Consider the following 25,144-nt stretch of genomic DNA (forward strand, 5'->3'; position numbering starts at 1 on the left):
TTGTGTATACACGGTAGCCTTTGCAAGGGGGGACTAAGGGGGGTAATTTGACTTGTGTATACACCGTGGGCTTGCGGGGTGGGATTCTTCGGGTTTAATAAGTAATCAAGCGGACATGATATAACTTCTACCACTATCGATTTTCTGGTGTATCCCCTCTTGCCAGTCCTTTGTAAGCTTGTCTTTACCGTAAAATACTTGACTAACCTTAGTGCGAAACTGTAGCCTCAAACTACACTTATCACTGCCTATAGGAACATGGGATAATTTACTGTAACCCTCACTAATACGTTATTTTGCGTAAATTCCGCAAAAATTGAGTAAAAAAAAGCAAATTAATTAACTTATGGTTACTAGAGCATATGATAATTCACACTTCGATGAAAGCACTAACGGGGTTGTTGTAATGGTCGAGTCATACAGCCAAAAAGAGCAAATACAGCAAGTTGTTTACCGCATTTTAGATGCCAATTTAGACCGCGCTCGTGAGGGCTTGCGAATTATTGAGGAATGGTGTCGGTTTGGGTTGAATAATGCCCAGTTGGCTCTTGAATGCAAGCGCTTGCGACAAGAAGTAGCCAAGTGGCATACCTCAGAATTGCGGGCAGCGCGAGATACACCGGGCGATCCTGGGACTGAATTAACTCATCCTCAAGAAGAAGAACGAGCTAGTATAAAATCGGTGTTGCAAGCTAACTTTTGCCGTATAGAAGAAGCGTTACGGGTGTTAGAAGAATACAGCAAGCTTTACCAACCGAATATGGCTAAAGCTTGTAAGCAGATGCGTTATCAAGTTTATACCCTAGAAAGTAGTTTAATGGGTCATCAGCGCCATCAATTGTTGTGGCGATCGCGTTTATATCTTGTTACTTCTCCTAGTGAAACTTTGTTGAACACCGTTGAAGCTGCACTCAAAGGTGGATTAACGCTTCTACAATACCGTGATAAAACCGCTGATGATTCTTTGCGTCTGGAACAAGCTAGAAAATTACGGCAGTTATGCCATATCTATGGTGCTTTGTTCATCGTTAACGATCGCGTGGATGTAGCTTTAGCTGTGGATGCAGATGGAGTGCATCTAGGACAACAAGATATGCCCATTACCATTGCTCGGCAATTACTTGGTTCCCAGCGTCTAATCGGTCTTTCTACCACAAATAAAGAAGAAATGCAAGCAGCAATTGCTGAAGGTGTAGATTATATTGGCGTGGGGCCAGTTTATGAAACTCCGACGAAAGTAGGTAAAGCCGCAACAGGTTTAGAATATGTCAGCTATGCTGCCAAAAATTGCTCAATTCCCTGGTTTGCGATTGGGGGAATAGATGCCAATAATATCAATGATGTGATCGATGCTGGAGCCGAACGTGTAGCGGTAGTGCGATCGCTCATGCAAGCTGAACAGCCTACCCTCGTAACACAATATTTGCTCTCCCAACTCAATCGCATTAAACCAGAACTTTAAAAGAGTCATTTGTCATTTGTCATTGGTCATTAGAAAAATTCCCCACTCCCCACTCCCCACATATTTATGTCTAATGAGATTACGGTTCAGGTAAATGGGGAAACCCATAGCTGTTCGTTTGAAACTTCTTTACCCGACTTACTCCAACAATTGGGTTTTAATCCCCGTTTGGTGGCTGTAGAGTATAACGGCGAAATTTTACACCGCCAGTTTTGGCCGGAAACAAAAGTGCAACCAAGCGATCGCTTAGAAGTAGTAACTATTGTCGGCGGTGGTTAGTTGATTTGAGTCAGCAAACCCAAATCCTTAAGGCTGCGTCGTGTAATCTCGATCCGGACTGGTGCATCTTCTGGTTTTTGCATATCAAGGGTTGTGGCGAAAAAGTAGACGTTTTTGTTTTGCTCTAAATAACCCACGAACCAACCAATGTTTGGTTTAGTACTTGTTAACCATCCCGTTTTTCCTCGCAGTGTGTAGTCTGGAGTTTGTTCACGTACCATAATGTCTTTGACAAGATTTATTGTCCGTTGCGAGAAAGGTAAATCGCCTTGATACAACCGTTGCAAAAACTTAATTTGCTCTTTGGGTGTAATTTGCAATGGCTGTTGTAACCAAAAACGATCAATGTCTGCGGCGGTGCCAATTTGACGGTTCCCGTAGCCTACTTTGTTAATAAATTCCTGCATCCGTTCATATCCAATTCTACGTGCCAGCACTTGATAGAACCAAACAGTTGAATCCTTAAAGGCTTGACGCAAATTGGTATCATGATTCCAGGCATCAATTTCTCGGTGAATTCCATCCCAAGTGAGAACCGCCACATCATCAGGAACTACACCTGTTTCTAGCGCCACCAATGCGTTAAAAATTTTGAATGTCGAAGCTGGTGCGATGTCTACGACGGGCTACGCCTACGCAGTTGCATTACGTTGAGGATTGTGTTCATAGGTGCGGTTATTTTTTGAGTCGTAAATCAAGATTGAGCCTTCACGCCCAAATTCTTGGAAGTGTCGCCCCAAATTTGGCGCTTTCACAGCGGGACGTTCAGATGAGGTGGAAGCAGGTTGAGCCAGAACGTAAATTGCTCCAAAAGGAATCACACTTAATACAGCAAAACATCCAATGATTGTAAACACAAGAAATTGCTTTCGGCGCTCCGTGTAACGCCGAAGGAATTGTTCTATGCCAAACAAGATATTTTTCATTGCACATTTAGTAGAATCACAAGCGAGATTCTACACTGCAATCTTGCTCCTTTGCGGAGCTATTAGCTTTTGGTGATTGCTGAATCTGCATTCATCTCATAAAATTGCGTTTCTTCCCTCTGATTTATACAGCGATCGATGAAGGGTTCTACGCTTGGCTAATTCTTTACCTTTGCGGCCGAGTTGCTCACGTAGTTGCTGGTCTTTGCATAACCGATTGAAAGCTTGAAACACTTCATAACCAGAATTGGGATTAACCAGAATACCATTTTCCTCATGCTGAACTGTGTCTAGAACACCGCCTAAACGAGGAGCAATTACAGGCTTACCGAAGTAACTTGCTTCTAAATAGACGACACCAAAACCTTCCATATTATTAGGTTTAGTATCCAACAAAGTTAGCATGGCAAAGATGTCGCAAGCTGCATAATAGCCTGCTAATTCTGGCTCTGGAACATATCCAGCAAAGTGGACGAACTTATCTACCCGCAAACGATGCACCAGAGATTTCAGTTCAGATTCACTTGGCCCTTGACCGCAGATTATATAGTGGACATCGACCCCAAAAGTTAGCAATAGTGGGATGTTATCAATTACTCGGTCGAAACCTTTATGTTTTACTAGTCTACCGATGGAGAGAATAACTATTGCTGATTCGGGAATGTTATACGTTTGACGCACGCGAACACGTAAATCATCAAGGCTACTGGGATTCGCTACATTATTACCAAATTTTTCTGGTCTAATTATTGGGTTGATAACATGGGTAGGAGTATTTAATCGTAAAGCAGTTCTGAGGTAATCTCGTGTATAAGAACTGTTACAAACAATACCTTCGGCGCGTTTGAGTGTTAATTTAAATAGCGATCGCAGTACGGGATTATGTAAAGTACAAAGAAAATCGTTGCCGTGCAGATAGATAAAAAAGCGAATAGGTAACAAATAACTCAATAGCAACAGTGAAGGGAAATCATAGCCGTGGCCCCACTCTATATAACGGTAGTGATAGCGAAAATAGAGTTTAATTGCTAGAACAAATGAGCAGACGATATTGAGGAAAGGCTTCATGATACTTCCCACACAGCCACTACGCCAGGATCTCGGATAAGACCAACGATATACAGGAAATTGTTGATTTTCATCAAATACTTTGTCTCCTGAGCAACTAGCCGCCAGCACAATAACTCGCTCTGGATCTTGGAGACAGCGATTGTAGATATATTCCCCAATTACAGCTTCTTTCGGCAGAAATAACCGGGATATGACTAGGATATCTGGGTATGCAGCTTTGTCTCTGATTTCGGCTGTTAGTTGAGAAATATGTTCCATAATAAAGTTGATGACTGTATTTCAAATAATTTTTAATTTATTTGCAATTAGGATTACTTTCAAAGCCATTATTATTATTTTATTTCTTTTAAAACGAATGTGTAGACAAATTTGAAGCCTATTTTAGAAGATTAGCCAGGAAGATTGTTTTTTTATTGTGTTGATCTTATTTTGGCGGCAAATTTCTCACTAATTGAGAATTTCTGTACATGATGAACAATAAATAAAAGCGAACGCTTGTAGCCAAGTTGCTCAGTAAACAACTGTTACGAAAATTACGAAATTTCGCTACGTTCAATAGAATATCCTAAATATTATCTAATATTGTGCCAAAATGCCACAGACTTGAATAAGTAATTGATAGTAATCTGATGTCTATCTCCCTTTACTGATAGGCATCACGGACACTTATTATTATGCCGTGCATACGTAATTTTAAAACTAAAAAATGTAGTAAATACTGCTCTCTACCGCCTGATCAGTTAAGTTGACATCCTCACCGCCGTGTTCGCCCTTGGCGTTCCCGTTCGCGCAGCGTCTCCGTCAGGAGAAGGGTACGCACTCTTAAGAAGGGGTAAGGAGTAATAAGTAATAAGTAATAAGTAATGAGTGAATACCCGTTTTTCATCCACTCATTACTCATTACTCCTTGACGAGTTACTTTAAAGCCGTGCTGGAAGCACGGGGTTTTAAACCCATTTTTCGGATAAAAATATATATCTTGAGACAGATTTGGTAGTTGTCAGTGTTATACATATTCAAAGACCACATAAAATTCAAGTTCATCTATGACCAAAAAGCCTTGGGATGCTCAACTTGCTTACTGGCTAGTTCGACCTCTAAAAGACAGTTGGGTAAATCCTAATCATCTCACCACAGTGCGACTTGTAACTGGGTTGGCGGCTGCCATTACAATCGCAGTTGGTGATGTCATTTGGGCTAACATTGGGGCATGGTTGTTTGCTTTATCTAACTTTCTAGATCACACGGATGGTGAATTAGCTCGTTTAAGTGGCAAAACCAGCAAATGGGGACACCAGTATGATCTAGCTAGCGATGCCATCATCCACATTCTTTTGTTTGTGTGTATTGGATATGGTCTTAGGGAGGGAAAATTTGGTTGGTGGGCGTTGCTGATGGGGATAGTATCTGGCGTGTCTGTTGCTTGTATATTTCATTTGCGAAACCAAATGGAACAGCGTTTAGGTAAACACGCCAGCCATCAACCAAATTTCGCCGGGTTTGACATTGAAGACGTGTTGTATTTGTTTCCCATAGTTACCTTACTGAATGGACTAGAGCCGTTACTAATGGCAGCTACAATTGGGGCACCAGCTTTTGCTGCGTGGGTAATTTGGCAATTTCGGGCACTTCCGCAGCCTTAACCAAAATTGGCTGTTCAGGTAATCTCGGCGGTCATTTGGTGTAGTTGCTTTGTTTAACCAGTTCTAGCTCTTTTGGGCCAGTAGGGCGATACAGAGTTCCTGTTTCTTCGATGTTAAGAATTAGTTAATATATGTTCAATTGAGCAAAATACAGTCATTATAAAATACTGGGAAAATTTCCAGATTTCCTGGTGTCTAAGCTACTGTTGGTGACTTGACGATGAAGGCAATTATCTTAGCTGCTGGCGTTGGACGACGCTTAGGTAAAGACGGGCAAATCCAACCCAAATGCTTATTGAAATTTAACGGCAAATCTCTATTAGAGCGCCATTTCAACTATCTCCGTCATTACCAGATTGACGAAGTAGTTATTGCTGTGGGTTACCAAGCAGAAAGAATTCAGGATGAAATCAAAGTATTAGGAGCAGAAAATTGGGTCAGTACAGTTTATAATCCTGACTACACTAAAGGTAGTGTAGTCAGCCTTTGGACTTTACGTCAACATTTAGCTACTGGCGATGACATACTATTAATGGATGCAGACGTGTTGTGCGATCGCCGCATCATCGAACGACTGGTAAAGACAAATATCCCCAACAGCTTCTTGCTGGATCGGGATTTTGAACCGGGAGATGAACCCGTGAAGCTTTGTGTCAGAGATAATTATTTAGTGGAGTTTCGCAAACAAGTAGCTCTTGGTTTGACTTATGATTTTGCCGGCGAGTCAGTGGGATTCTTTCGTTTTGGAAATGCTGTCGCTCACCGTCTTGCTACTCATACAGAAAAGTATGTTACAGACGGATTGGATAATGAACCTTATGAAGAAGTAATTCGGGATCTGCTGTTAGAAACTCCAGAAACATTTGGCTATGAAGACATCACTGGATTACCTTGGCTTGAAATTGATTTTCCCCAGGATATTCAACGCGCCCAAAATGATATTTTACCTCAGATAGAAGTCGCAGAAAATGTCTGAAAATATCTTTATTAAGAAAGAATTCAGGAGTCAGGAGTCAGAATTCAGTATAAATTCTGTGCTACTAGTGGGTGAATTAAGGGGTTTAAAACTCCATTAAATTTCCGATTTAGTGGTCAACAATATAGTGGCGGATTTGAATCTCCCACTAATTGATTCAGAATTCAGAATTCTGACTCCTGAATTCTGAATTCTTCTTTAATTTATAGGTTGAGAAAAGCAGAATAGATGCATCAAATATTTGCACCCATTGATACCGCTGCAAAATTAAATAAGTGTGCCCAATTGCGGGTATTACTAGAATCGCCTCAACTCGACTTCATCATGGAAGCTCACAATGGGATTAGCGCCCGCATTGTGGAAGAGGCTGGATTTAAAGGAATTTGGGCGAGTGGATTAGCCCTTTCGGCTCAATATGGCGTTCGAGATAATAATGAAGCCAGTTGGACTCAAATTGTGGAAATGCTTGAGTTCATGTCTGATGTCACCAGTATCCCCATTTTGTTAGACGGGGATACGGGTTATGGCAATTTTAATAATATGCGTCGTCTAGTTAAGAAGTTAGAACAGCGAGGTATTGCTGGAGTCTGTATTGAAGATAAGCTTTTTCCCAAAACCAACAGTTTCATCAACGGTAGTCGCCAAGCTTTGGCTGATATTGATGAATTTTGCGGCAAAATTAAGGCGGGTAAAGATAGTCAGACAGACCCAGATTTTTGCATCGTCGCCCGACTAGAAGCTTTGATTGCCGGGTGGGATCTTTCGGAGGCAATGCGCCGAGCTGAAGCTTACCACGCAGCTGGAGCAAACGCCATCCTGATTCACAGTAAATCATCGCGTCCTGACCAAGTGCTAGCTTTTGCCAAAGAGTGGGCGGGTCGTTCCCCCTTAGTGATTATACCGACTAAATATTACAGCACGGCTACAGATGTTTTTCGCAAAGCTGAAGTGAATTTGGTCATCTGGGCAAACCATCTGATTCGAGCTGCTGTTGCTAGTATGCAAGCGATCGCACGTGAAGTAAAAGCCAGCGAAACTTTAATCAACATTGAAGATGATGTTGCTCCCGTAAAAGAAATTTTCCGGCTACAAGGGGCGGATGAACTCATAGAAGCTGAAAAACGCTACTTTAACAACGGACGACAAAATACTCAAGCGATCGTTCTGGCTGCTAGCAGAGGAAAAGAGTTAGCAGGATTGACGCAAGATAAACCAAAAGTGATGTTACCTCTTGGAGGTAAACCTCTACTCAGGTTGTTGGTGGATAAATTCAAGAAACTTGCCATCAACGATATTACTGTTGTCGCAGGTTATAAAGCAGAGACTATCAATGTTCCGGGGACTAAAGTCATCCGCAACCCAGATTATGAAACAACGGGAGAATTAGCATCTTTAGCCGTAGCTCAAACCAGCTTTGGCGAAGAAATGCTGGTGCTTTACGGCGATTTACTATTTAGAAGCTACATCTTGCGAGATTTATTAGAATGTCCCGGAGAAATTGTGGCTGTGGTTGATTCTGTGACAAACAACAAGTCTGTTAGCGGTTCACCTGACTACGCCTATTGCTCAATTCCAGACGATCTTTCTTTGTTTGGACAAGATGTCAACTTGTTGGGTGTTTCTAAAACAACACAAACGCAATTAGGAAAGTCTAGCGGACGGTGGATTGGGATGCTACGCCTGCGGAGTCAAGGTAGAGAATGGCTCAGTGAAGCACTCAATGAGTTGCAAAAACGACCGGATTTTAACAGTTTGGGTTTGCCAGAATTATGCAATTATTTAATCGAACAAGGAAAACCAATCAAGGTGCTTTATATTCGCGGTAACTGGTTAGATGTTAATTCTTTAGATGATCTTGACCTTGCTTTTCAATTAAAACAATAGGAATGGGGAGTGGGGAGGTGGGGAAAAATTACTTCATTTTTTGATTGTAAAAACTATTTCTTTATCAAAATCTGCTTGCAACGCGGCCTGATCTGTCCACTCAATACTCAATTGCATTAAAGGCTCAATGCTTATCTTGCATAGTTTACAGCTTTTCTTAGTGCCATTCATCTCTGTGCCTACTCTTCAGTTCGGTTTGCTTCAGATTGCTCTTGGGCAAAGGCAGATTCAAAAATACTACCCTTAAAAGGATTTGGCGATTTAAGGATTCGTTTAATTTGAGAAATTTCTGTTCGGATTGCTGTTGATTCATCACTTGTTACATTCCCAAATAAAAGATGATTGAGAATCGATGATTGCATTGAACTTTTTTGTTTCTGAATGGTTGTCTGTGGTCTTTCTTCAGCTTCAGTTTCTTGAGAAACAGATAGATTTGAGGAAACTGGACTGCCAGATATAGGATGCGAAATCTGGGAAGGACTGTCCGCCTGAGTAGGTGAATTAATTGATTGATCGTTCTCAGGTTGAGGGTCTTGCTGAAACAGCTGATTATTGCTAGAGTCAGAGCCTATTGGTGGAAGTTCACCAATGCTTGGCTTGATTTGGTCAATCTCTACCAGTTTTTCTGCTTGCTGCTGTTTTAGCTTCGGCTTTAGTTCTTGTAGTTTATTTTCATCCAATTCCTCTGAAACCTGATTACAGTTTAGATAGGGTTCGTAGTAGCGAATAAACACCACCAGGTAAGATTTATAAAACAATCTAGAGGCTTGCTCGAAAGAATCGATATCCGACATCTCCTCCGGCTGTTGCAACTCTTTTTTCCATTGCTGCCATTCTCTAGCTTGTTTTTGCCGCTCCATTTCTCGCTGCGATTTTACAATACTTCCCATTGATACAATGTCGTCTTCAGCTAACACTAAATTATTAAAAAGATTAGGCAACCAGGAGATGATCTGTTCTACAGGAGACCGCACTGAGGTGATACACTTTTTTTCATGTGATCTCATATTTTTAATCAACTGTGAATACCAGGAAACTGCTAAAGTTCTAGCAAATAAGTAAACAGCAGGAGTATAAATTACAGATTTAGGGAGTTGAATAAGCTTGAATATAAGAATGTCCGATGCTACCTTATTGTCATTGCTTATCTTCTCTAAAACTTCTACAGCACTTTCTTGAATTGAAATGTCTTCATCTTTTAGCACTGTAACTAGAGCATCCACTGCATCAGGACTACAAATCTCCTCTAGAGCTTTTAGCGCACTCTTTTGAATGCTCCTTTCCGGATCGTAAAGGGCTTTCAGCAATACTCTCACAGCATTGGCATTGCCAATTTGTTTTAAAGCTTCTAGCGCACTTTCTCGAATTTTTTCTTCTTGATCGTTAAGAGCTTTAGCCAAGGCTTTGATTACAAATGAAGCTCTTGCTGCATCAGAATGGCCAATTTTTCCTAAAGCCTCCACAGCACTTAGTCGAAGGCTACTATTACTATCTTCTGAGTCAAGAACAGCAGCTAAAAATTCTGTGATATCGAGGTCATCTAGCTTCTCGGCTTCCTCTCCAAGCAATGGTACTAAATTTTCCTTTGTAATACACGAGACACCTAGTTTTCCTAAAGCTATAAGCGCACTCAATTTAATATTATCGTCTTCAGAACGGTAGAATACTGCAAATAAGATTCCGAGTGTACTCAATGTATTAGTATCATTGCCTGAATCGTTAGGAATTTCTAAATCAAAATTGCCAATCTCTGCTAAAGCTTCTACTGCCTCCTTGCTAAGATTACTATTTTCATCTTGCCAAGCCATTAAGGCTATAGTTTGCAAAGCATCAGCAACACCAAGCTTGCCTAGAGCTAAATAAGCATTCCATTGAATACTAAAGTCAATACTCTCATCATTGATGATTGTATTTAAGACTTTCTGTGCTGTTTCCGTACCAATATTCCTCAAAGCATCTATTAAAGCATCTCTTACCAATGGAAATCTAAACTGGATCGACAAATCATCTTCTAACTGCTCGATATTTGCAGATAAGAATTCGATAGATTTACGCAAGGTGTCCACGGCGTCATCAGTGCCAATATTTGCTAAAACTTCTGCTGCTCGTTTTGCACCAAACCCATAAACATCACCTTTATTCTCAATAACTTTATCTAAGGTTTTCACCGCATCAATACCACCAATCTTTTCCCAAGCATTTACAACATCCTTAGAAAGGAAAGGGTGGGAGAAAATTGTATCCTTATCGATGAGCGAAGCTATAGCTTTGTTCGCATCATCGTTACCAATATTTTCTAAAGAATTTACTGCTGCCCATCGAACTTCATTGTCCTCTTTATTAAGGAATTTTTTGAAAAGCTCTACTTCTCCTAGAGCTTCTGCTGCAACCACTTGAACATAAACGTCTTTATGATCGTTAGTGATCGCACGTAAGGCTTCTATAGCATCAGCACTGTGAATCTTCTGCAAAGCTAATAAAGCCCTATTTTGAACAAAAAATGTGTTTTTTTCGTTCCGAGCTATTTCAATTAAAGTTTCGACGATATCAGCATCAGCACTATCAATCTCTACTAAAAAATCTATGGCAATTTTTTGGGCGAAAGGATTTTGATGGTTAATTAAGGATCTCACAGATTGAGCATCGCCAATTGCTGCTACAGCTTTAGCCGCACTTAATTGAACATACCAATCCTCATGATTTATAGCTTGTCTCAGCTTTTCAGCCGTCTTTGAACATACCTGAGCGATCGCCTCAATAATGGATTGAATAAAATCTGCTTCTGGATAAACTTCCCAAAACTCATAAATTTGTTCGATAGTTTTTGTGACTAAACCCGTTTTGAGGAAGCTTTCTCTACATTCAGCAATACAGCGGCCTGCTAATAGCAAATGTGTTCTGAAAATATCATCTTTCTCTTTTGTGATCTTCTCAAGCAGAGGAAGCGGATCTTTCATCAATCCTGCCATTAAACTCAAAGTTTCATGCCAGTCATATTCCCAAAAATGTGCCTTAGCTAGCTCAATTCCATCCTTGGCTCTATCCTTGGCTTGGCGTACCAGATATTTTGCTGTCAAATACTCCTGAAATGTGTAATGCAGAAACAAGTACTGGTTGCCATCCTCGTATAACTTCCGCAAAATGCCATCTTCTTCTGAGAGTACTGTGATTAACTCGTGTGTAGTAGCTCCTTTAAACTCTGAATGAACTTGATCCCCATGTAAGTACTCCTCAATCCATTGATTGAGGTCATCCGCCTCAAACGTATCCTGCTCGGCACAAGTAAAGTGGTAAGCAAGCTCTTCGAGAAGTTGCATCTTTGCTTCTTTGCTGAATTTCTGTTGTGAATATCTGCGATTTTGTTTTTCCAGTATGTACTCCACAGCCTTCTCATACACTTGGCAACGTTGGGCAAGCATCAATCCCTTATTCTGATAAAGCCTGCAAATCAAAGACAACAGCAACGGATTCTGTGCTAATCCCCTGATTTGAGCTTTACTTCGTAACCCTCGAATCAGTTGTGGTGCAGACACCGATTGATCACTCGAATGTTCTTCTGCATTGTTAAACCAAATGTTAATGTAACGGTTAATCTGCTTCTCATTAAACCGAACAATTTCTACCTCCTTTGCCTCAGTAATAAACCCCTCTTCATAACCAACGATTCGAGAAGTACAAATAATGAGTGAGTCAGGATAGTGCCTGACAAATCGGTTCAATTTTTCTTTTAGCTCGAACCTTTTGTTATCAATTCGAGGTACTTCATCTAGTGCGTCTAACAACAGGAGACACTGCCCTTTCTTCAATTTTTCCCGCAAGAATCCCTGTATATCTTGTTCAGGTTTGCAATAATTTCTATGAATCAGCTTCGGAATTGCATCAATTAACTCCTCCGAGGATTTCGCCAACTCTGATAATCTCAGAGGCAACGGTAGAATAATATCTTCCGGTGACTTGCGGTTATCGATCAACTGCTCTCGTTCGTGTCGAGCAGTTGTTATTGCTTCCATGTTCAACAGAGTAGATTTACCCATACCTGGGTCAGCCAATACCATGATAATTTTATGCTGCTTATGCTGCTGTTTGAACTCCTCCCAATCGACTTGCTGCCGTCTAAGTTCTTCTCGTCCACCCTTAACTGCATAGATTTGCTTGAGTTCTTTCTCTGATTGTGTTTTTCCATGGCTTTTAACCTGATGGTGTCCTTGGCATTCCAATGTTACTTGAATCGGAATGTACTGGTCTTTTGAGACAATCGGTTGCTTGAACTGGTTAGATTTTTTTTCAACATCCTCCAAAAATCGGCAGACTCCTTCCTTTGTCACCTTTGAACTTATAGATGGTAACTTCTGGGATTGCTGTTGCAGGACTTCCCGTACTATTAAAACAATGCTTTCCCGATCAGCACTTTGATGAATAACAATATCCCTTGCTTGGTTAATGGCAACATTGCCCTGACCTTCCTGCTGTGTCCACTGTTGATTAGCTTTTAAGTCAGAGAAAACAGCCTCACGTTCGTCTTCAGGCAGTGATTTGATGCGTGCATTCAAATTCTCTAGGCTTTCCTGCGGTTTGTCATTCTGATTCATAAGTCACCTACAAAAAACTTTGAGTATGCTTAAGTAAGTCGGCGCAAATAATCATCACTCGTTTGTAGTTGCGCTTGGCTAACGCCATGCTGTGCGAACAGCGCTAAAGCACAACTACAAGCCAAATACAGAGATTTTACTTTTCGTTACATAGTTTGGTTTTTTCTCGCCGACTTACTTAGCCCTCTTCTGTCACTCTCCGAAAACATTTGCCATTTCTGAATTCTAGAGCTTTTGTATAGCAAGCGATCGCGCGATTCTTTTCTAATAACAAATACAAGACTCATTTTTTCTAATAGTATATATAGCTTGTATTGATTGCCTCATAAGGCTTATAGCGATCGCCCTCCCGGTAAGTGACAGAAGAGGGTTAGTGCTGTATGTTGATGTCTCGGCCATGCCCAATAACAATATTTTGATTGCCAGATTGGGTTATCTTCTTTTGATTGACTTCAATCGCTCTTTCCTGCTCAGGATTCAACTCACCAGGCTCAGATTCAATGTCAGGTTCACTCTCAAATGGCAGTCCCTTCGGTTCAAACTCACCACCTGCATAGTATGCCAGGATAAAGTTGTCAGCTTTCTCAAAGTTCAAAATAGGATGCTGAGGATGCTTGCAATTCTTTGTTCGTCTAGGCACTACCTCACGAGCGTGCAGAGCTAAATTTACTACCCGCACATAACCATCCTTTTGCGAAGCTCCTTTACCTGCAAGTGCTTCAATCAATGCCAGTGTAAATTCACTGTAGGGTCTTCCTTTGAGTATGATAGATCTTTCATCAGCTTGGGAAGAAGCAATCACTACTCGTCCTTTCCCTTCACCAAACAAAGCTTGAGCCTCTGGGGGAAGTGGTGCTTTTTCCACTTCATAACCCAAGCTTTTCGTATCTGCCAATCCCCCAGCATGGCAACAATCCAGCAAGACCAAAAGCTTTTTGGCTGGAATTGCCCGTAGTTTGTCAGCAAACTCTTCACCACTAATTGCAGTTTTGTATAATTTATTTTTGTCATATCCAAAGCACATCAGGAAATACTTTTCTCCCGTCGTACTAACTACCTGATAGCCATGCCCAGAAAAGTAGACGATTACCGTAGAATCAGGTTTAGCAGATTGAGCTAATCGGTCTAGAGCGGCCAGAACGTCCTCTCGCTTTGCTTGTTCTTTTGTCAATACATGTACCTGCTCAGGGGGATAAGCACAGCGTTCTGGGTCTTTCAGAATATCAGCTATACCTACAGCATCCTTTACGGTAATAGGTAAGTCACCGCCAACTCCAACAATACAGGCGTGACCTTGGCTAAAAAGTTGATTCACTGCATTAAACTCCAAATTTTTCGACTGTAAATTAAGCGATCGCCTGAGCCAAAATCCCAAAATTGGGTTAAAAACATCATTTATTTTCTAGTACAAACGTTCATCTAGAAATGGCTAAACTTAGTCCTTATGTACTTGACAAATATACTAAAATACGATGGTGAAATAAAGGCAAAGTACAACTTGACATAAATAGATGTCTTACAATAGATGCTCAAGTTGTAAAAGGAAAAATCGCGCTTGTAAGTCAAAGTCTTTAGTGGAATTTCATAATATACCTCAATCAATGTTTGCACTGATATTTTTGATAACCTTCTAGGTACTTCAAATAATTTTTAGCAGATTCCGTAAAAATATCTATAAAAAATTCTATGTTTCAACTGAGACCAAATTTCACAAATTATGTGCATTGTCAACCAGAAGAATTATAAATAATACTTATTAAAAAATAATTGAGTCAAAATTCTCTGTAAAACTGATAAATAGACTTCTTACCAATTACATAGTAAAGTAAATTCACATAAGTAAGTAGACATGATTAAATGTAAGACGTCATTGCGAGGAAGAACGAAGCAATCTCAGTCTTTGCGATTGGTACTCTTCGAAAACGCCAAGGGCGAATGTTCCTCTCTACGAGACGCACTTTCGTTCGTAATGACAGAACATTTGTATTTATTTACACCTATCTACTTAATGTTTTATTCATAATCTAAATTTGTTCTAAATTTACTATCTGTCTTAACTATGAATAGAATTTATATGAAAATTATTAATGTATTCTTTATTACCATAGCTATTTTCATAGAATCTTCTGCCTTTGCTCAAGCAGAGGTCGTAATTACCCCCAAAACAATCACACTCAATACAACTAGGGGAGAGAAAATAACTCGGATAGTCGCACTGCGTACAAATGAGAAAATTAGCAATTTAAAAGCAGTGGCTCTAGATTCTTTTAGTGCAGACAACAGTGTGGTTTTACCAGCAGCAGCAATCCGAATCCCTTCACCTCCTACTCCAGTCAATACCCAAGAACTGATTAGCTTTCCAGTCGAGTTTAATTTGCAATCCGTTCCTAGTGGAGAATTTACCGGTGAAATCGTCCTGCTTTATGAGCAGGCTGAAAAAGTCATTCCAGTCATTGTTAGGGTTAAAGATTCATGGCCTTTACCTCTGATTACACTGCTACTCGGAACAGCAATTGGTATGGCGGTTTCTGCTTACAGTAGCCAAGGTAAGTTAAGTGATGAGGTTGCTGTTCGTCTGGAAAATTTACGTACTCAAATTGATCCAGATCGGGCAAAGGCGCACTCATTTTGGTCACGAGCTGATATGCATCTGACTATCGCTAAACAAGCACACGATGCAAAACAAATTGTTGATGCTCAATCAGCTCTTAATGATGCGAAAGCGGTTTGGAACAAGTGGCTACAACAACGTCCTAACTGGCTTATCCAGTTTGACTATTGTCAGACACTCCTTAAACGCCTTGAGAAAGATGATTTAAAAAGCACATCTACTCTTTATGTTCAAGCAATTGATCGGGAGCTAAAAGAGACTTTGAACAACGCTGTAGATATTGCAACACCAGAAGAGTTACGGCAACGCCTCGATAAAATATCCGAAAAACTTAATACCTACATTCGATTGAACACACAGTTAAATAAGCTAGAAGGTCTGACAAATTTTTTCAAAAGCGAAGAAGACGACGAATGGAACGATAAAGCAGAAAATTTAGCTTCTTTAAACAACGAACAACACGACAAATGGAACGATACAGCAGAATATTTAAAGCAACGATTGAGTATGTTACTGCCTTCTCAAGATGCTGAAGTGCAAGAGTTACAAACCGATATTAATAAAGATATTGAAAACTTGAGAAAGTTGGGTGCCAAGGCTGATGAGGCGACATCTAAGGGTATGGATGATGGGAACACTGAACCTAATCTAGTTCTCCCAGCTCCATCATTATGGTATTCAGATGTTCATATCTGGAGGAAAATTGCTAGCCTATGGCAAACTGCTAAAGGTCGCTTAAAGCTGTTTTATATCTCCAGTTTTTTGATCTCCTTCAGTGTCCTTGCAGGTGGTGGTTTTAATCAATTGTATTGGACTAAACCAACATTTGGAGCTAATGGTTGGGGAGATTATTTCACTTTGCTCGCTTTAGGATTTGGTGCAGAGGCTACTCGGAATGTTGTGACACAAGTAGCCAGTAAAGCAGATAAATCAGCTTCATGATATGACCTGAGAAAATTCTGGGTATTGTCAAGTTTAAGAAAAAGGTAGGCAATAAAAAGTTCTAAAATTTTGTAACAAAATTGACTCAAAAAGGAGCAATATTGAATATGCAGTTGCGTAACGTAGTTGAACAGTTGGGTGAGGTCAATGTAGAGCGACAAAGCAATGGTGAATTAAAAGTAACCGCTACTTTTCTGTTAGTTCCTGATGTAGAGTTTGATGGTATGGGCTTGGCTTTAGATGCTTCTGCTTCTATGAAGAAGATGTATGGTATTAGCGGTCTTGTGAATAATCCGCTATTCAATCAAGCAACCAGTGTAAAAAATCAGGTACAACCAGTAACAAGAACAATAGTAGATTTCCTGTCCAATTATTCTCGCACGTCTAAGGTGAGTTTAGTCTACTGGGCCTGTAGTCCAGATGGTTCTCAAATTGAAGAAATCGGTGAATTTGACAAACAAGATATTCAAAATATTTCGCTGCGTGGACCAAATCCTGAAAAGTTTTCAATGGGAATGCAAACAAAATTGTTGCCTCCTCTAAAGTATTTTGTAGACAAATTTCAGTCTTCGGCAAAACGAGGAGTTAAACATCCTGCTGCGATTTGTGTATTCATTACAGATGGCAAAATAGATGATTTAGAAGAAGTAAAGAAATACTCTTTTCACTTGGCTCAAGAGATTTCCCAAAACCAGAAGCCTTTCATCAAAATGTTCTTGTTGGGTGTTGGAGAAGACATTGATGAAGCGCAAATGACAGAACTTGACAACTTGTTCGATGAAAATGATCTGCGGGATTATAAGGGACAACGGATTGACCTTTGGGATCACCAGCGTGCTGGGGACATGAAGCAAGCCGAGCAAGTTTTCAAGGAAATGGTGTCTGAAGATGTGATTGTGATTGATTCTTCTTGTCGCATTGTAAATCAATCAGGAACTGTGTGCCACAACTATTCGGATGGAGTTCCTGCTCTGCTCCAATTTATGCTTCCCCCCAATTCAACGGAATTCACGCTAGAGTTTCAAAACGCTAAAGTTACTCAGGATATTTCTGAGGCACTGAGTCAGCTTTAGTTACAACTGGAAGAACTGGATGATGTAGATACTCAAACCAATATCGATATTTGGTACTACAAAATTGCCGAGGAGATGCAGGAAATAGTAGGAATATTCTCATAACTAGTAGATGAAAATCAAATTGTCACTGCCACAAATGCTACTATTTATAGTTCTAATGGGAACGTTTTCAAGAAATTTTATGATGTTTTGCCAGCAAATATTTCAATTTCTCTAGCTTTGACTTCTGAATGGTTTGAATTGGATGTCTAGGGTCAGTGTATCCGTCAACCTGTGGTTCGTTCTTCAAAAACATCCCCCCATACCCCCACCGCGCCACAATTATTTATGATTCAGGCAAAGGAATTCGTAGAAGCTGCGCGTAATTTTGGCTTTGGTTGGTACACTGGCGTACCCTGTTCTTTTCTCACACCTTTTATTAACTACGTCATTAATGACGTTCAACTTAGATATATCTCCGCAGCCAATGAGGGAGATGCTGTAGCGATCGCAGCTGGAGCCGCAATTGCTAGTAAACCTGCTGTGGTGATGATGCAAAACTCTGGTTTGGGGAATGCAGTTAACCCGTTAACCTCCCTCACTTATATCTTTCGGATTCCACTGCTGCTGATTTGTACTTTAAGAGGCGATCGCCTATTGCAAGATGAACCGCAACATGAATTAATGGGGCAAATTACAGATAAATTGCTGGAAACAATGACTGTACCTTGGGAATTTTTTCCCACAGATGCAGCAGAAATAGAACCCGTTCTGCAAAGAGCCACAGCCTACATGCAACAAGAGCGCCGACCTTATGCTCTAATTATGCGTAAAGGAGCGATATCTTCGATGGGCTACGCCAACGCACCCCATGCACTCACTCGTTCTTCTATCCCCGAACGAGAAAATAGTAGTAGCGCTCATATTCAGCAAAGTTTTTTTTGCGATCGCAAAGAACAACGCGTCTCTCGCAGCGAAGCATTAGCTCGGATTGTAGAACTTACCGATCCAGAAAACACTGTAATAATTGCCACTACAGGATACACGGGACGCGAACTCTTTGCTAGTAAAGACAGCGCCAATCATCTTTATATGGTTGGATCGATGGGCTGCGCTTCCTCAATGGCATTGGGATTATCTTTAGCACGTCCAGACCTCAAGGTAGTGGTAATTGATGGCGATGGAGCAGCACTAATGCGAATGGGTAATTTTGCTACCATCGGCACTTATGGCGGTGCTAACTTAACCCATATTCTTTTAGATAATGAAGTCCACGATTCCACAGGCGCACAAGCCACCGTCTCTACGGGTATCTCCTTTGCCAAAATTGCAGAAGCGTGCGGTTACGGTGTGACATTAGCCGGAGACGACCCTTCGCTTTTAGATGCCTTATTTACCGCAGATGCTAACAATAGACCTAAATTCGCTCATTTAAAAATCCGTCCCGGAACTTTAGAAAAGCTACCCAGACCCAACCTTACCCCGGAAGCAGTTTTACAACGCTTTATGAAACACATTCGTAATTCGTAATTCGTAATTAATAAATTCAAAGTACAAACTCTTTATTTATTAATGCCCAATGCGCTATGCCCTATGCCCCATGCCCCATGCCCAACGACAAAATGATTTTACTAAATCCCGGCCCCGTTAATTTGAGCGATCGCGTCAGAAATGCCCTGTTGCGTCCCGATTTGTGTCATCGTGAAGTGGAATTTTCCCAACTTCAAAGCAGAATCCGTGAACAACTACTTCAAGTTTATGGTCTTGGACGCGACTGGGCAGCAGTTCTCCTCACGGGTTCTGGAACCGCCGCGGTGGAAGCGATGATCAGCAGTCTAGTACCCACAGACGGGAAGTTGCTGGTAATTGAAAACGGTGTGTATGGCGAACGACTATCCAAAATCGCCAAAATCCACGGCATTAATTACATCACACTTTCCCATCCTTGGGATGCCGAAATCGATATCAATGCTTTAGTCAAGCTTTTAGATGAAAACGCCGACATCACCCACCTTGCGATCGTCCATCACGAAACTACTACCGGTCGCCTAAATAATTTGGCGGAACTTGCGCCAATTTGCCAAGAACGCCGCATCAAACTATTAGTAGATGCAGTCAGCAGTTTTGGTGCTGAAGAATTAAATTTTGCAGATTGGGGAATCACCGCTTGCGCTGCGACAGCTAATAAATGTCTGCATGGTGTCCCCGGAGTATCCTTTGTCATCCTGCGACGGGATGCACTGCCGTCAGTAGACACAATCCCCCGCACCTTATATTTAGATTTAGCAACTTATTGCCAGCAACAAGACCGAGGTGGCACACCTTTTACGCAATCAATACAGACATTTTATGCCTTAACAGAAGCTTTGCAAGAAATGGCAGAAGCAGGGGGTTGGCGTGTCAGACATAACCATTACAACCAACTTGCCAGCTTAGTTAGAGATGGGTTAGCCTCAATGGGAATTAAACCTCTACTTCCTCTTGGTAGTTCATCCGTTGTCTTGAATGCCTACTACTTGCCAGACGGTTTCAGGTATGAAGAATTTCACGACCAACTAAAAGCACAGGACTATATCATTTATTCTGGACAGGGAAATTTAGCTCAATCTATTTTCCGAGTATCGACAATGGGAGCTATTACCAACGCTGATATGGAACGCTTTATTGGTGTTGCTAAACAAATTATTGATCATTCTTAATATTCTCTCGTTCCCATGAATAGCATGGGAACAAAGAACGAATCTCTAGATGATTTGTGCCTCCTGTCTCAATACGCTTGGGTTAAGGGTTATTGGTGTAGGAATTGGTCTTTGAAGACGCGATTTATCGCGTCTCTACATAAGGGTTTTGTTGCTCATTCTGAACTGTATTGCCTCCTGCCTTCTGCCTCCTTCAATTAACAGGGCATCAAAGCATTTAATCTCCCCAACACTGCCATATCTTCTGCATCTAACTCCGACGGAATGCCACTGCGAATCAATTCCGAAAAGTCTTCATTGGGAATCATCACAGTCAACGTGTACAAGCGAGTAGAACCAGTGTTTTTAATCAAATGAGTACCAGTAGGAGGCACTAATAAACTATCTCCAGCCTTGATCGTGGCACTTTTGCCGTCACACATGGCGATCGCTTCTCCTTTGAGGACAAAAAACATTTCCACCGCCCACTGATGGCGATTTGGCGGTGTTTGTCCACCAACATCAAAAATTTCTATGCAGCAAGTCAAGGAAGTATTAGCATTTATCGAATCGAAAATAATTGCTAATCGATTAGAGTCATTGGGACTGATGCGATATACCTGGTAATCTTTGAGAGATTTGATAACCGGAATTACACAACTAGTAGCGTACATTTATTTATCCCCTCTGAAATTATAGATGGGTATGAAAATTTCTAAAATCCAAGTCTTGAATCACAAAATTTTAGATTTTAAATTTTGGATTTTGGATTGAGCGCTCACACCAAAGTCCAAAATTTAAAAAAGTCTGAGAGCAAGAGAATTAAAATGCGAGAAAAAATCTAAAATTCTTGATCTAAGAAAGAGCATTCATACATAGAATTAATCCAAAATCTAAAATCTAAAATCCAAAATTGATTCACTCTTCACCCTTTTGCAGCGCTGTGAAAATTGCTTGCGAATCAGCGACAAAACCGAAGCATTGTTTGATGTTGTACAATGTCGCTAGCCAACAATATTCAGGAGAAGTTGTAGCCGTGCAGTCTTTAACTAATACGCAATCATATCCTAAGAAATTGGCATCACATAACGTGGTTAGAACACATTGATCGGCATTAACACCAGCAAAAAATAATGTTGTCTTTCCCAGATTTCGCAAAATACTATCTAATGGAGTATCCCAAAATCCACTCATGCGGTATTTTTCCACACGAATATCTTCGGGAAGTTGTTCTAGTTCGTCTACTACTGCTGCGGCCCAACTACCTGCCATGAGTACTCTAGCACCATTGCTTGGCAGTGGATCGCCTAATCCCACACCTCCCCCTGTGGGGTTATAAACATGACGCGAACTAGCACTAATATTGAGCAAGTCGGGACGATTCCCCCAATTTAACCAAATTACCGGCACACCAGTCTTACGCAATTCTGGAAGTAAGTTGTTCAAAGGTTTAATAGGCTGACGCGCTGGAGTTACGTCCACGCCGATATGCGCTAACCAGCCATCAGGGTGACAGAAGTCGTTTTGCATATCAATGACGAGGATAGCAGCTTTTGCCAAGTCTAGGCGCAGGGTTTTAGTTTCTGTTGATAAAATAACGGGTTGTGGGGTCTTTTGAGGACGAGTGATATCTGCGATCGCATCATTCACTGTCCACGCATTTGGTGCAACTCCCAATGTCCGTAATGGTAAATTCATAAAATTGCAATACCCAACACCAGTTCCTATTTTGTAACTTGAAATTCAGTTGAAAATACAATTACTTAATCAAGGTTAAATATGCTAAATTTCACCATCCAGAATGTTTTGATTGCCGTCAGTGATGATTATGCAACGGTAGATGTACAGGTTGTAGATAATAAAATTGCCGCCATTGCCCCTAATCTACAAGTAATCGGCACACCTATAGATGGCAAAAATAAGCTATTGTTACCTGGATTTTTCAACGCCCACACCCACTCATCAGAGATGTGGCAGCGAGGAATCATGTCAATGTTCCCTTTAGAATTATGGTTGGCGGAATTGTATGATTTTGCCCCCCTCGATCCCGAAGAGGTTTATCTCAGCGCCTTGGGGACTGCGGTGGAAACCTTACTTTCCGGTGGGACAAGTGTGGTAGATCATCTGGTGTTAATTCCCGGACTTGAGTTAGAAACGATCGCCATTGCAACTCGCGCTTACAGAGAAGTGGGAATTCGTTCTTTTATCGCCCCCTTAATTCAAGATGAATCTCTCACCGCAGGTATTCCATCCGGGGAATCAACCCAAACTCATGAGCCTTATTTTCGCTCAACTGCGGCAACATTGGAAATTATTGAAGAGGCGGTAAGACAGTTTCATCGCCCAGATGAGGGTGTAAATATTTTAGTTGCACCAACGGGAATTCAATTGTGTACTGATGCTTTATTTGAGGGATGTACTGAGTTAAGCGATCGCTACAATCTTTGTCGTCACTCCCATTTACTGGAAACCAGGGCACAGGAAAAACTCGCTCAAGAAAAGTACGGTTGTACTGCTGTGGAACATTTGAAACGAATCGGGTTTTTGAGCGATCGCACTTCACTTGCCCATTGTGTTTGGTTAAATGATGCTGATATCGCCATCCTCGCCGAAACTCAATCTACAGTTGTTCATAATCCCTTAAGTAATCTGCGTTTAGGTAGTGGCATCGCCCCAATTTTAAAATATCGCCAAGCTGGAGTCAATGTAACTTTTGGTTGTGATGGTGCTTCGAGTAATGACTCTCAAGATTTGCTAGAAGCTATCAAAATTGGTTCTATTTTACATAATATTACAGACTCAGATTATCAACACTGGATTACACCCAGACAAGCAGTAGAAATGGCATCTTTGGGAGGTGCAAAGGGTCTGAATATAGCAGATAAACTTGGTTCCTTAACTGTAGGTAAACAAGCAGATTTAGTACTTTATGACCTCACAAATTTATCATTGTTACCCCGTACAGACCCCATCGGTTTATTAGTCTTAGGTCGTCCCACGAATGTTGTTAATAGTGCTTGGGTGAATGGTAAGCAAATTGTTGCTGATGGCAAAGTTACCACAATTAAGGTTGATGAATTGCGACAAGAATTATTTAATCGCAGTCAATGGGAGACAAAGCGTAAGTCTGAAACTGTCGCTCAAATTGAGGCTCATTATCGCACGGTTATGGGGTTATGAGAAACAAGTACACACAAGAGACACTATAAAATAGTCAGAAATTGTTAAACTTAAGACATCATGCGGAGTGAGCATGAAATTATCACTTAGTGATTTATGTGCAACATTTCAAGAATGTACACTTTGGACAAACAACATTATTAAAGATAGTCTGTCATCTCGTTTAGGCATCCTTGAAGAAAGTATCACTGATATAAACTTGGTAACAATTGCGCGAAAGCACAGCGATTTTATCCTGACTAAGAAATTCAGTCGTAGAGAAGAAGGATCACAAAGTGGTGCTGACTGGTTATGGTGCATAGGTGAACCTGGTGCTTGGTTATCCTTATTAGTTCAAGCAAAAGTTGTTAATCCAGCTACTTCGACTTGTCGTTTTCTTAATTATCGTTCAGGTGAGCAACGTCGCCTGCTGCTAAATTTTGCACGTCATTACCGCTTGTTTCCTCTCTATTGTCTTTACTCCCAAATTACTGATGAACTTTATCCCCCCAGTAAATCATTACCATCTTTGTCGAATGTTGATTCTTTAGAATGGGCTTGTTCTTTAGTCATTCCTAAATTTATAAGAAAACTAGTTGAGCAGAAGCATAATAAGCAGATCGATTTACTAAAATATGGAATTCCTTGGACATATCCCTTTTATATGGCTGCGACAAATAGTGACCAAAAACTAGCTCATAGTTTAGCTGAAGCGATGAAAAAGATACGTACTGAATTTGAATCTGTTGACTCATCGGGGATGTATATTCAGTTGTTGGATAACTCCTCAAGTAAAGCCAAGAAGCAAAGTACTACGCGAATCAGATGGGAAAATCCAGATCCATTGCTACTTGTTACACCAAATCTGCCTAGTGTTGCATTACGACTTTTAAAAGGAAAGATCAGTGCTGTGAAATCACCTGTTGCTGGGCTAAGTATTATATCCACTGTGCCTATTGATGCAGTGCTACAAACATACAAAGCCCTGCCCGCTTCAGATAGAGAGAGCTTTCACCCAAGCAAAATCGCTAGAGATGATACCCAGGTTCAGCTAGATATGCGAGTTTCCGACACTTAACACAATGTTGGAGCAGACGAACCAAGCCTCTGTGTCAAGCTTGCTTGCCTCCGCTTAACTTCACGCTAGCCTATTAAGTTATTGATTAGGAGAGTATTTTGACCTTGCCGAGCAAACATCCATCTTTTCTATAATCATTATTCCTCTCCTCAAAAGTGAAAGGCAAAATGAAGCGGTATGTCGGAAATAATACAAACTGGTTGTATGAGACTTTGTTCAAGAATACTGTGAAAGCAAGCTTTTATGGGCTAAAAAGTAAATTAATATTTCTTCTTATTCTGTATGAGAAGTTTTATATCTATGAAAAGCTTGATTCACAATCATTTTAGGCTAAAGTTAATCTTTGATATACGGGCGACTAGTATTGACACAGTTGCTTTTTATTGGCTAAGATTCCGTAGATAATTTTATCGAGCAAAACAAAAATGCCTAGTACCGAAGATACACCACTAAAGGTATCGGATGCTACACTTCCATACAATACTGATGAGCAAGATATTCTCCAGCTTATTGATGCTATCAAAAGAAAACCAGACAATGAGAAGGCTATTAAAGAGATATACAACAAATTAAACTTTGAAACTTCTCGAAAAGCTCTTGAAATATTAGGTATTTTGGACAATGAGCTAATATTTAGTTCTGCTGGAAAAGATTTGGCTATTGAAAAAGACAACAAACGTAGAGAAGAACTTTTTCTTCAATTCTTTCTTGACTATACGCCCTATGGTCACTACCTTGAAAGTATTTCTCACAGTAATAATTTATCTACTAACCCAAGTTGCGGGTAATAG

The 25,144-nt window shown here is 40.7% G+C and carries 17 protein-coding genes and 1 pseudogene; 12 read left to right on the forward strand and 6 right to left on the reverse strand.

Annotated elements, in window-relative coordinates; all coding sequences use genetic code 11:
* Positions 1-346: 346 nt before the first annotated feature.
* Both A4S05_RS26095 and thiS read left to right on the forward strand, forming a co-directional pair.
* Complete coding sequence (locus tag A4S05_RS26095) at positions 347-1,462, forward strand: thiamine phosphate synthase (protein ID WP_069072697.1); 1,116 nt, start codon at positions 347-349, stop codon at positions 1,460-1,462.
* 66 nt (positions 1,463-1,528) lie between these two features.
* Positions 1,529-1,741: a sulfur carrier protein ThiS gene (gene thiS / locus A4S05_RS26100; RefSeq protein ID WP_069072698.1), complete on the forward strand. Its 213-nt coding sequence runs from the start codon at positions 1,529-1,531 to the stop codon at positions 1,739-1,741.
* Here thiS and blaOXA read toward each other — a convergent pair.
* Positions 1,738-2,667 (reverse strand): annotated as a pseudogene (blaOXA, locus tag A4S05_RS26105) (class D beta-lactamase). The gene thiS and the pseudogene blaOXA overlap by 4 nt on opposite strands.
* Positions 2,668-2,763: 96 nt before the next feature.
* A complete protein-coding gene (locus A4S05_RS26110) occupies positions 2,764-3,996 on the reverse strand; it encodes a glycosyltransferase family 4 protein (protein WP_069072699.1) in 1,233 nt (410 codons plus the stop codon).
* Between the two features lie 788 nt (positions 3,997-4,784).
* On the opposite strand from A4S05_RS26110, the gene A4S05_RS26115 reads away from it, so the two are divergent.
* From A4S05_RS26115 to aepX, 3 genes are all read left to right on the forward strand, one after another.
* Positions 4,785-5,381: a CDP-alcohol phosphatidyltransferase family protein gene (locus A4S05_RS26115; RefSeq protein ID WP_069072700.1), complete on the forward strand. Its 597-nt coding sequence runs from the start codon at positions 4,785-4,787 to the stop codon at positions 5,379-5,381.
* Between the two features lie 220 nt (positions 5,382-5,601).
* Positions 5,602-6,357, forward strand: a complete 756-nt coding sequence (locus A4S05_RS26120) for a phosphocholine cytidylyltransferase family protein (protein ID WP_069072701.1) — start codon at positions 5,602-5,604, stop codon at positions 6,355-6,357.
* A 228-nt stretch (positions 6,358-6,585) separates the two neighbouring features.
* A complete protein-coding gene (aepX, locus tag A4S05_RS26125; RefSeq protein ID WP_069072702.1) occupies positions 6,586-8,241 on the forward strand; it encodes a phosphoenolpyruvate mutase in 1,656 nt (551 codons plus the stop codon).
* Positions 8,242-8,420: 179 nt separating this feature from the next.
* Here aepX and A4S05_RS26130 read toward each other — a convergent pair whose 3' ends face one another.
* A complete protein-coding gene (locus A4S05_RS26130; RefSeq protein ID WP_069072703.1) occupies positions 8,421-12,830 on the reverse strand; it encodes a HEAT repeat domain-containing protein in 4,410 nt (1,469 codons plus the stop codon).
* A 370-nt stretch (positions 12,831-13,200) separates the two neighbouring features.
* Entirely contained in the window at positions 13,201-14,145 is a 945-nt protein-coding gene (locus A4S05_RS26135; RefSeq protein WP_069072704.1) for a caspase family protein, read from the reverse strand.
* A gap of 759 nt (positions 14,146-14,904) precedes the next feature.
* Between A4S05_RS26135 and A4S05_RS26140 the strand changes: the two genes are divergently transcribed.
* The 4 genes from A4S05_RS26140 to A4S05_RS26155 all read left to right on the forward strand — a co-directional run bounded on the left by A4S05_RS26140 (position 14,905) and on the right by A4S05_RS26155 (position 20,137).
* Entirely contained in the window at positions 14,905-16,383 is a 1,479-nt protein-coding gene (locus A4S05_RS26140) for a hypothetical protein (RefSeq protein WP_069072705.1), read from the forward strand.
* Between the two features lie 107 nt (positions 16,384-16,490).
* Positions 16,491-17,456 (forward strand): vWA domain-containing protein, encoded by a 966-nt coding sequence (locus A4S05_RS26145; RefSeq protein ID WP_069072706.1) that lies wholly within the window; start codon positions 16,491-16,493, stop codon positions 17,454-17,456.
* Positions 17,457-17,786: 330 nt separating this feature from the next.
* Positions 17,787-18,968 (forward strand): phosphonopyruvate decarboxylase, encoded by a 1,182-nt coding sequence (gene aepY / locus A4S05_RS26150; protein WP_069072707.1) that lies wholly within the window; start codon positions 17,787-17,789, stop codon positions 18,966-18,968.
* 56 nt (positions 18,969-19,024) lie between these two features.
* Positions 19,025-20,137 carry a 2-aminoethylphosphonate aminotransferase gene (locus A4S05_RS26155; protein ID WP_256091176.1) on the forward strand — a complete coding sequence of 371 codons (1,113 nt, stop codon included), beginning with the start codon at positions 19,025-19,027 and terminating at the stop codon, positions 20,135-20,137.
* 197 nt (positions 20,138-20,334) lie between these two features.
* On the opposite strand, the gene A4S05_RS26160 is transcribed toward A4S05_RS26155, so the two are convergent.
* Positions 20,335-20,790: a cupin domain-containing protein gene (locus A4S05_RS26160; protein WP_069072708.1), complete on the reverse strand. Its 456-nt coding sequence runs from the start codon at positions 20,788-20,790 to the stop codon at positions 20,335-20,337.
* Between the two features lie 244 nt (positions 20,791-21,034).
* Complete coding sequence (locus A4S05_RS26165) at positions 21,035-21,814, reverse strand: cysteine hydrolase family protein (protein WP_069072709.1); 780 nt, start codon at positions 21,812-21,814, stop codon at positions 21,035-21,037.
* Between the two features lie 81 nt (positions 21,815-21,895).
* Here A4S05_RS26165 and A4S05_RS26170 point away from each other — a divergent pair, with 81 nt between their 5' ends.
* The 3 genes from A4S05_RS26170 to A4S05_RS26180 all read left to right on the forward strand — a co-directional run bounded on the left by A4S05_RS26170 (position 21,896) and on the right by A4S05_RS26180 (position 25,141).
* Positions 21,896-23,296 carry an amidohydrolase gene (locus A4S05_RS26170; RefSeq protein ID WP_069072710.1) on the forward strand — a complete coding sequence of 467 codons (1,401 nt, stop codon included), beginning with the start codon at positions 21,896-21,898 and terminating at the stop codon, positions 23,294-23,296.
* 73 nt (positions 23,297-23,369) lie between these two features.
* Positions 23,370-24,353, forward strand: a complete 984-nt coding sequence (locus A4S05_RS26175; RefSeq protein WP_069072711.1) for a hypothetical protein — start codon at positions 23,370-23,372, stop codon at positions 24,351-24,353.
* A 425-nt stretch (positions 24,354-24,778) separates the two neighbouring features.
* Positions 24,779-25,141, forward strand: a complete 363-nt coding sequence (locus A4S05_RS26180) for a hypothetical protein (RefSeq protein ID WP_069072712.1) — start codon at positions 24,779-24,781, stop codon at positions 25,139-25,141.
* The last annotated feature ends 3 nt before the right edge of the window (positions 25,142-25,144 follow it).

The organism is Nostoc sp. KVJ20 (assembly GCF_001712795.1).
GTDB lineage: Bacteria > Cyanobacteriota > Cyanobacteriia > Cyanobacteriales > Nostocaceae > Nostoc.

What these genes read in the sequence shown, in the direction of transcription:
- A4S05_RS26095 (WP_069072697.1), top strand. Translation starts at nt 347, where the DNA reads ATGGTTACTAGAGCATATGATAATTCACACTTCGATGAAAGCACTAAC.
- thiS (WP_069072698.1), top strand. Translation starts at nt 1,529, where the DNA reads ATGTCTAATGAGATTACGGTTCAGGTAAATGGGGAAACCCATAGCTGT.
- A4S05_RS26110 (WP_069072699.1), bottom strand. Translation starts at nt 3,996, where the DNA reads ATGGAACATATTTCTCAACTAACAGCCGAAATCAGAGACAAAGCTGCA.
- A4S05_RS26115 (WP_069072700.1), top strand. Translation starts at nt 4,785, where the DNA reads ATGACCAAAAAGCCTTGGGATGCTCAACTTGCTTACTGGCTAGTTCGA.
- A4S05_RS26120 (WP_069072701.1), top strand. Translation starts at nt 5,602, where the DNA reads ATGAAGGCAATTATCTTAGCTGCTGGCGTTGGACGACGCTTAGGTAAA.
- aepX (WP_069072702.1), top strand. Translation starts at nt 6,586, where the DNA reads ATGCATCAAATATTTGCACCCATTGATACCGCTGCAAAATTAAATAAG.
- A4S05_RS26130 (WP_069072703.1), bottom strand. Translation starts at nt 12,830, where the DNA reads ATGAATCAGAATGACAAACCGCAGGAAAGCCTAGAGAATTTGAATGCA.
- A4S05_RS26140 (WP_069072705.1), top strand. Translation starts at nt 14,905, where the DNA reads ATGAAAATTATTAATGTATTCTTTATTACCATAGCTATTTTCATAGAA.
- A4S05_RS26145 (WP_069072706.1), top strand. Translation starts at nt 16,491, where the DNA reads ATGCAGTTGCGTAACGTAGTTGAACAGTTGGGTGAGGTCAATGTAGAG.
- aepY (WP_069072707.1), top strand. Translation starts at nt 17,787, where the DNA reads ATGATTCAGGCAAAGGAATTCGTAGAAGCTGCGCGTAATTTTGGCTTT.
- A4S05_RS26155 (WP_256091176.1), top strand. Translation starts at nt 19,025, where the DNA reads ATGCCCTATGCCCCATGCCCCATGCCCAACGACAAAATGATTTTACTA.
- A4S05_RS26160 (WP_069072708.1), bottom strand. Translation starts at nt 20,790, where the DNA reads ATGTACGCTACTAGTTGTGTAATTCCGGTTATCAAATCTCTCAAAGAT.
- A4S05_RS26165 (WP_069072709.1), bottom strand. Translation starts at nt 21,814, where the DNA reads ATGAATTTACCATTACGGACATTGGGAGTTGCACCAAATGCGTGGACA.
- A4S05_RS26170 (WP_069072710.1), top strand. Translation starts at nt 21,896, where the DNA reads ATGCTAAATTTCACCATCCAGAATGTTTTGATTGCCGTCAGTGATGAT.
- A4S05_RS26175 (WP_069072711.1), top strand. Translation starts at nt 23,370, where the DNA reads ATGAAATTATCACTTAGTGATTTATGTGCAACATTTCAAGAATGTACA.
- A4S05_RS26180 (WP_069072712.1), top strand. Translation starts at nt 24,779, where the DNA reads ATGCCTAGTACCGAAGATACACCACTAAAGGTATCGGATGCTACACTT.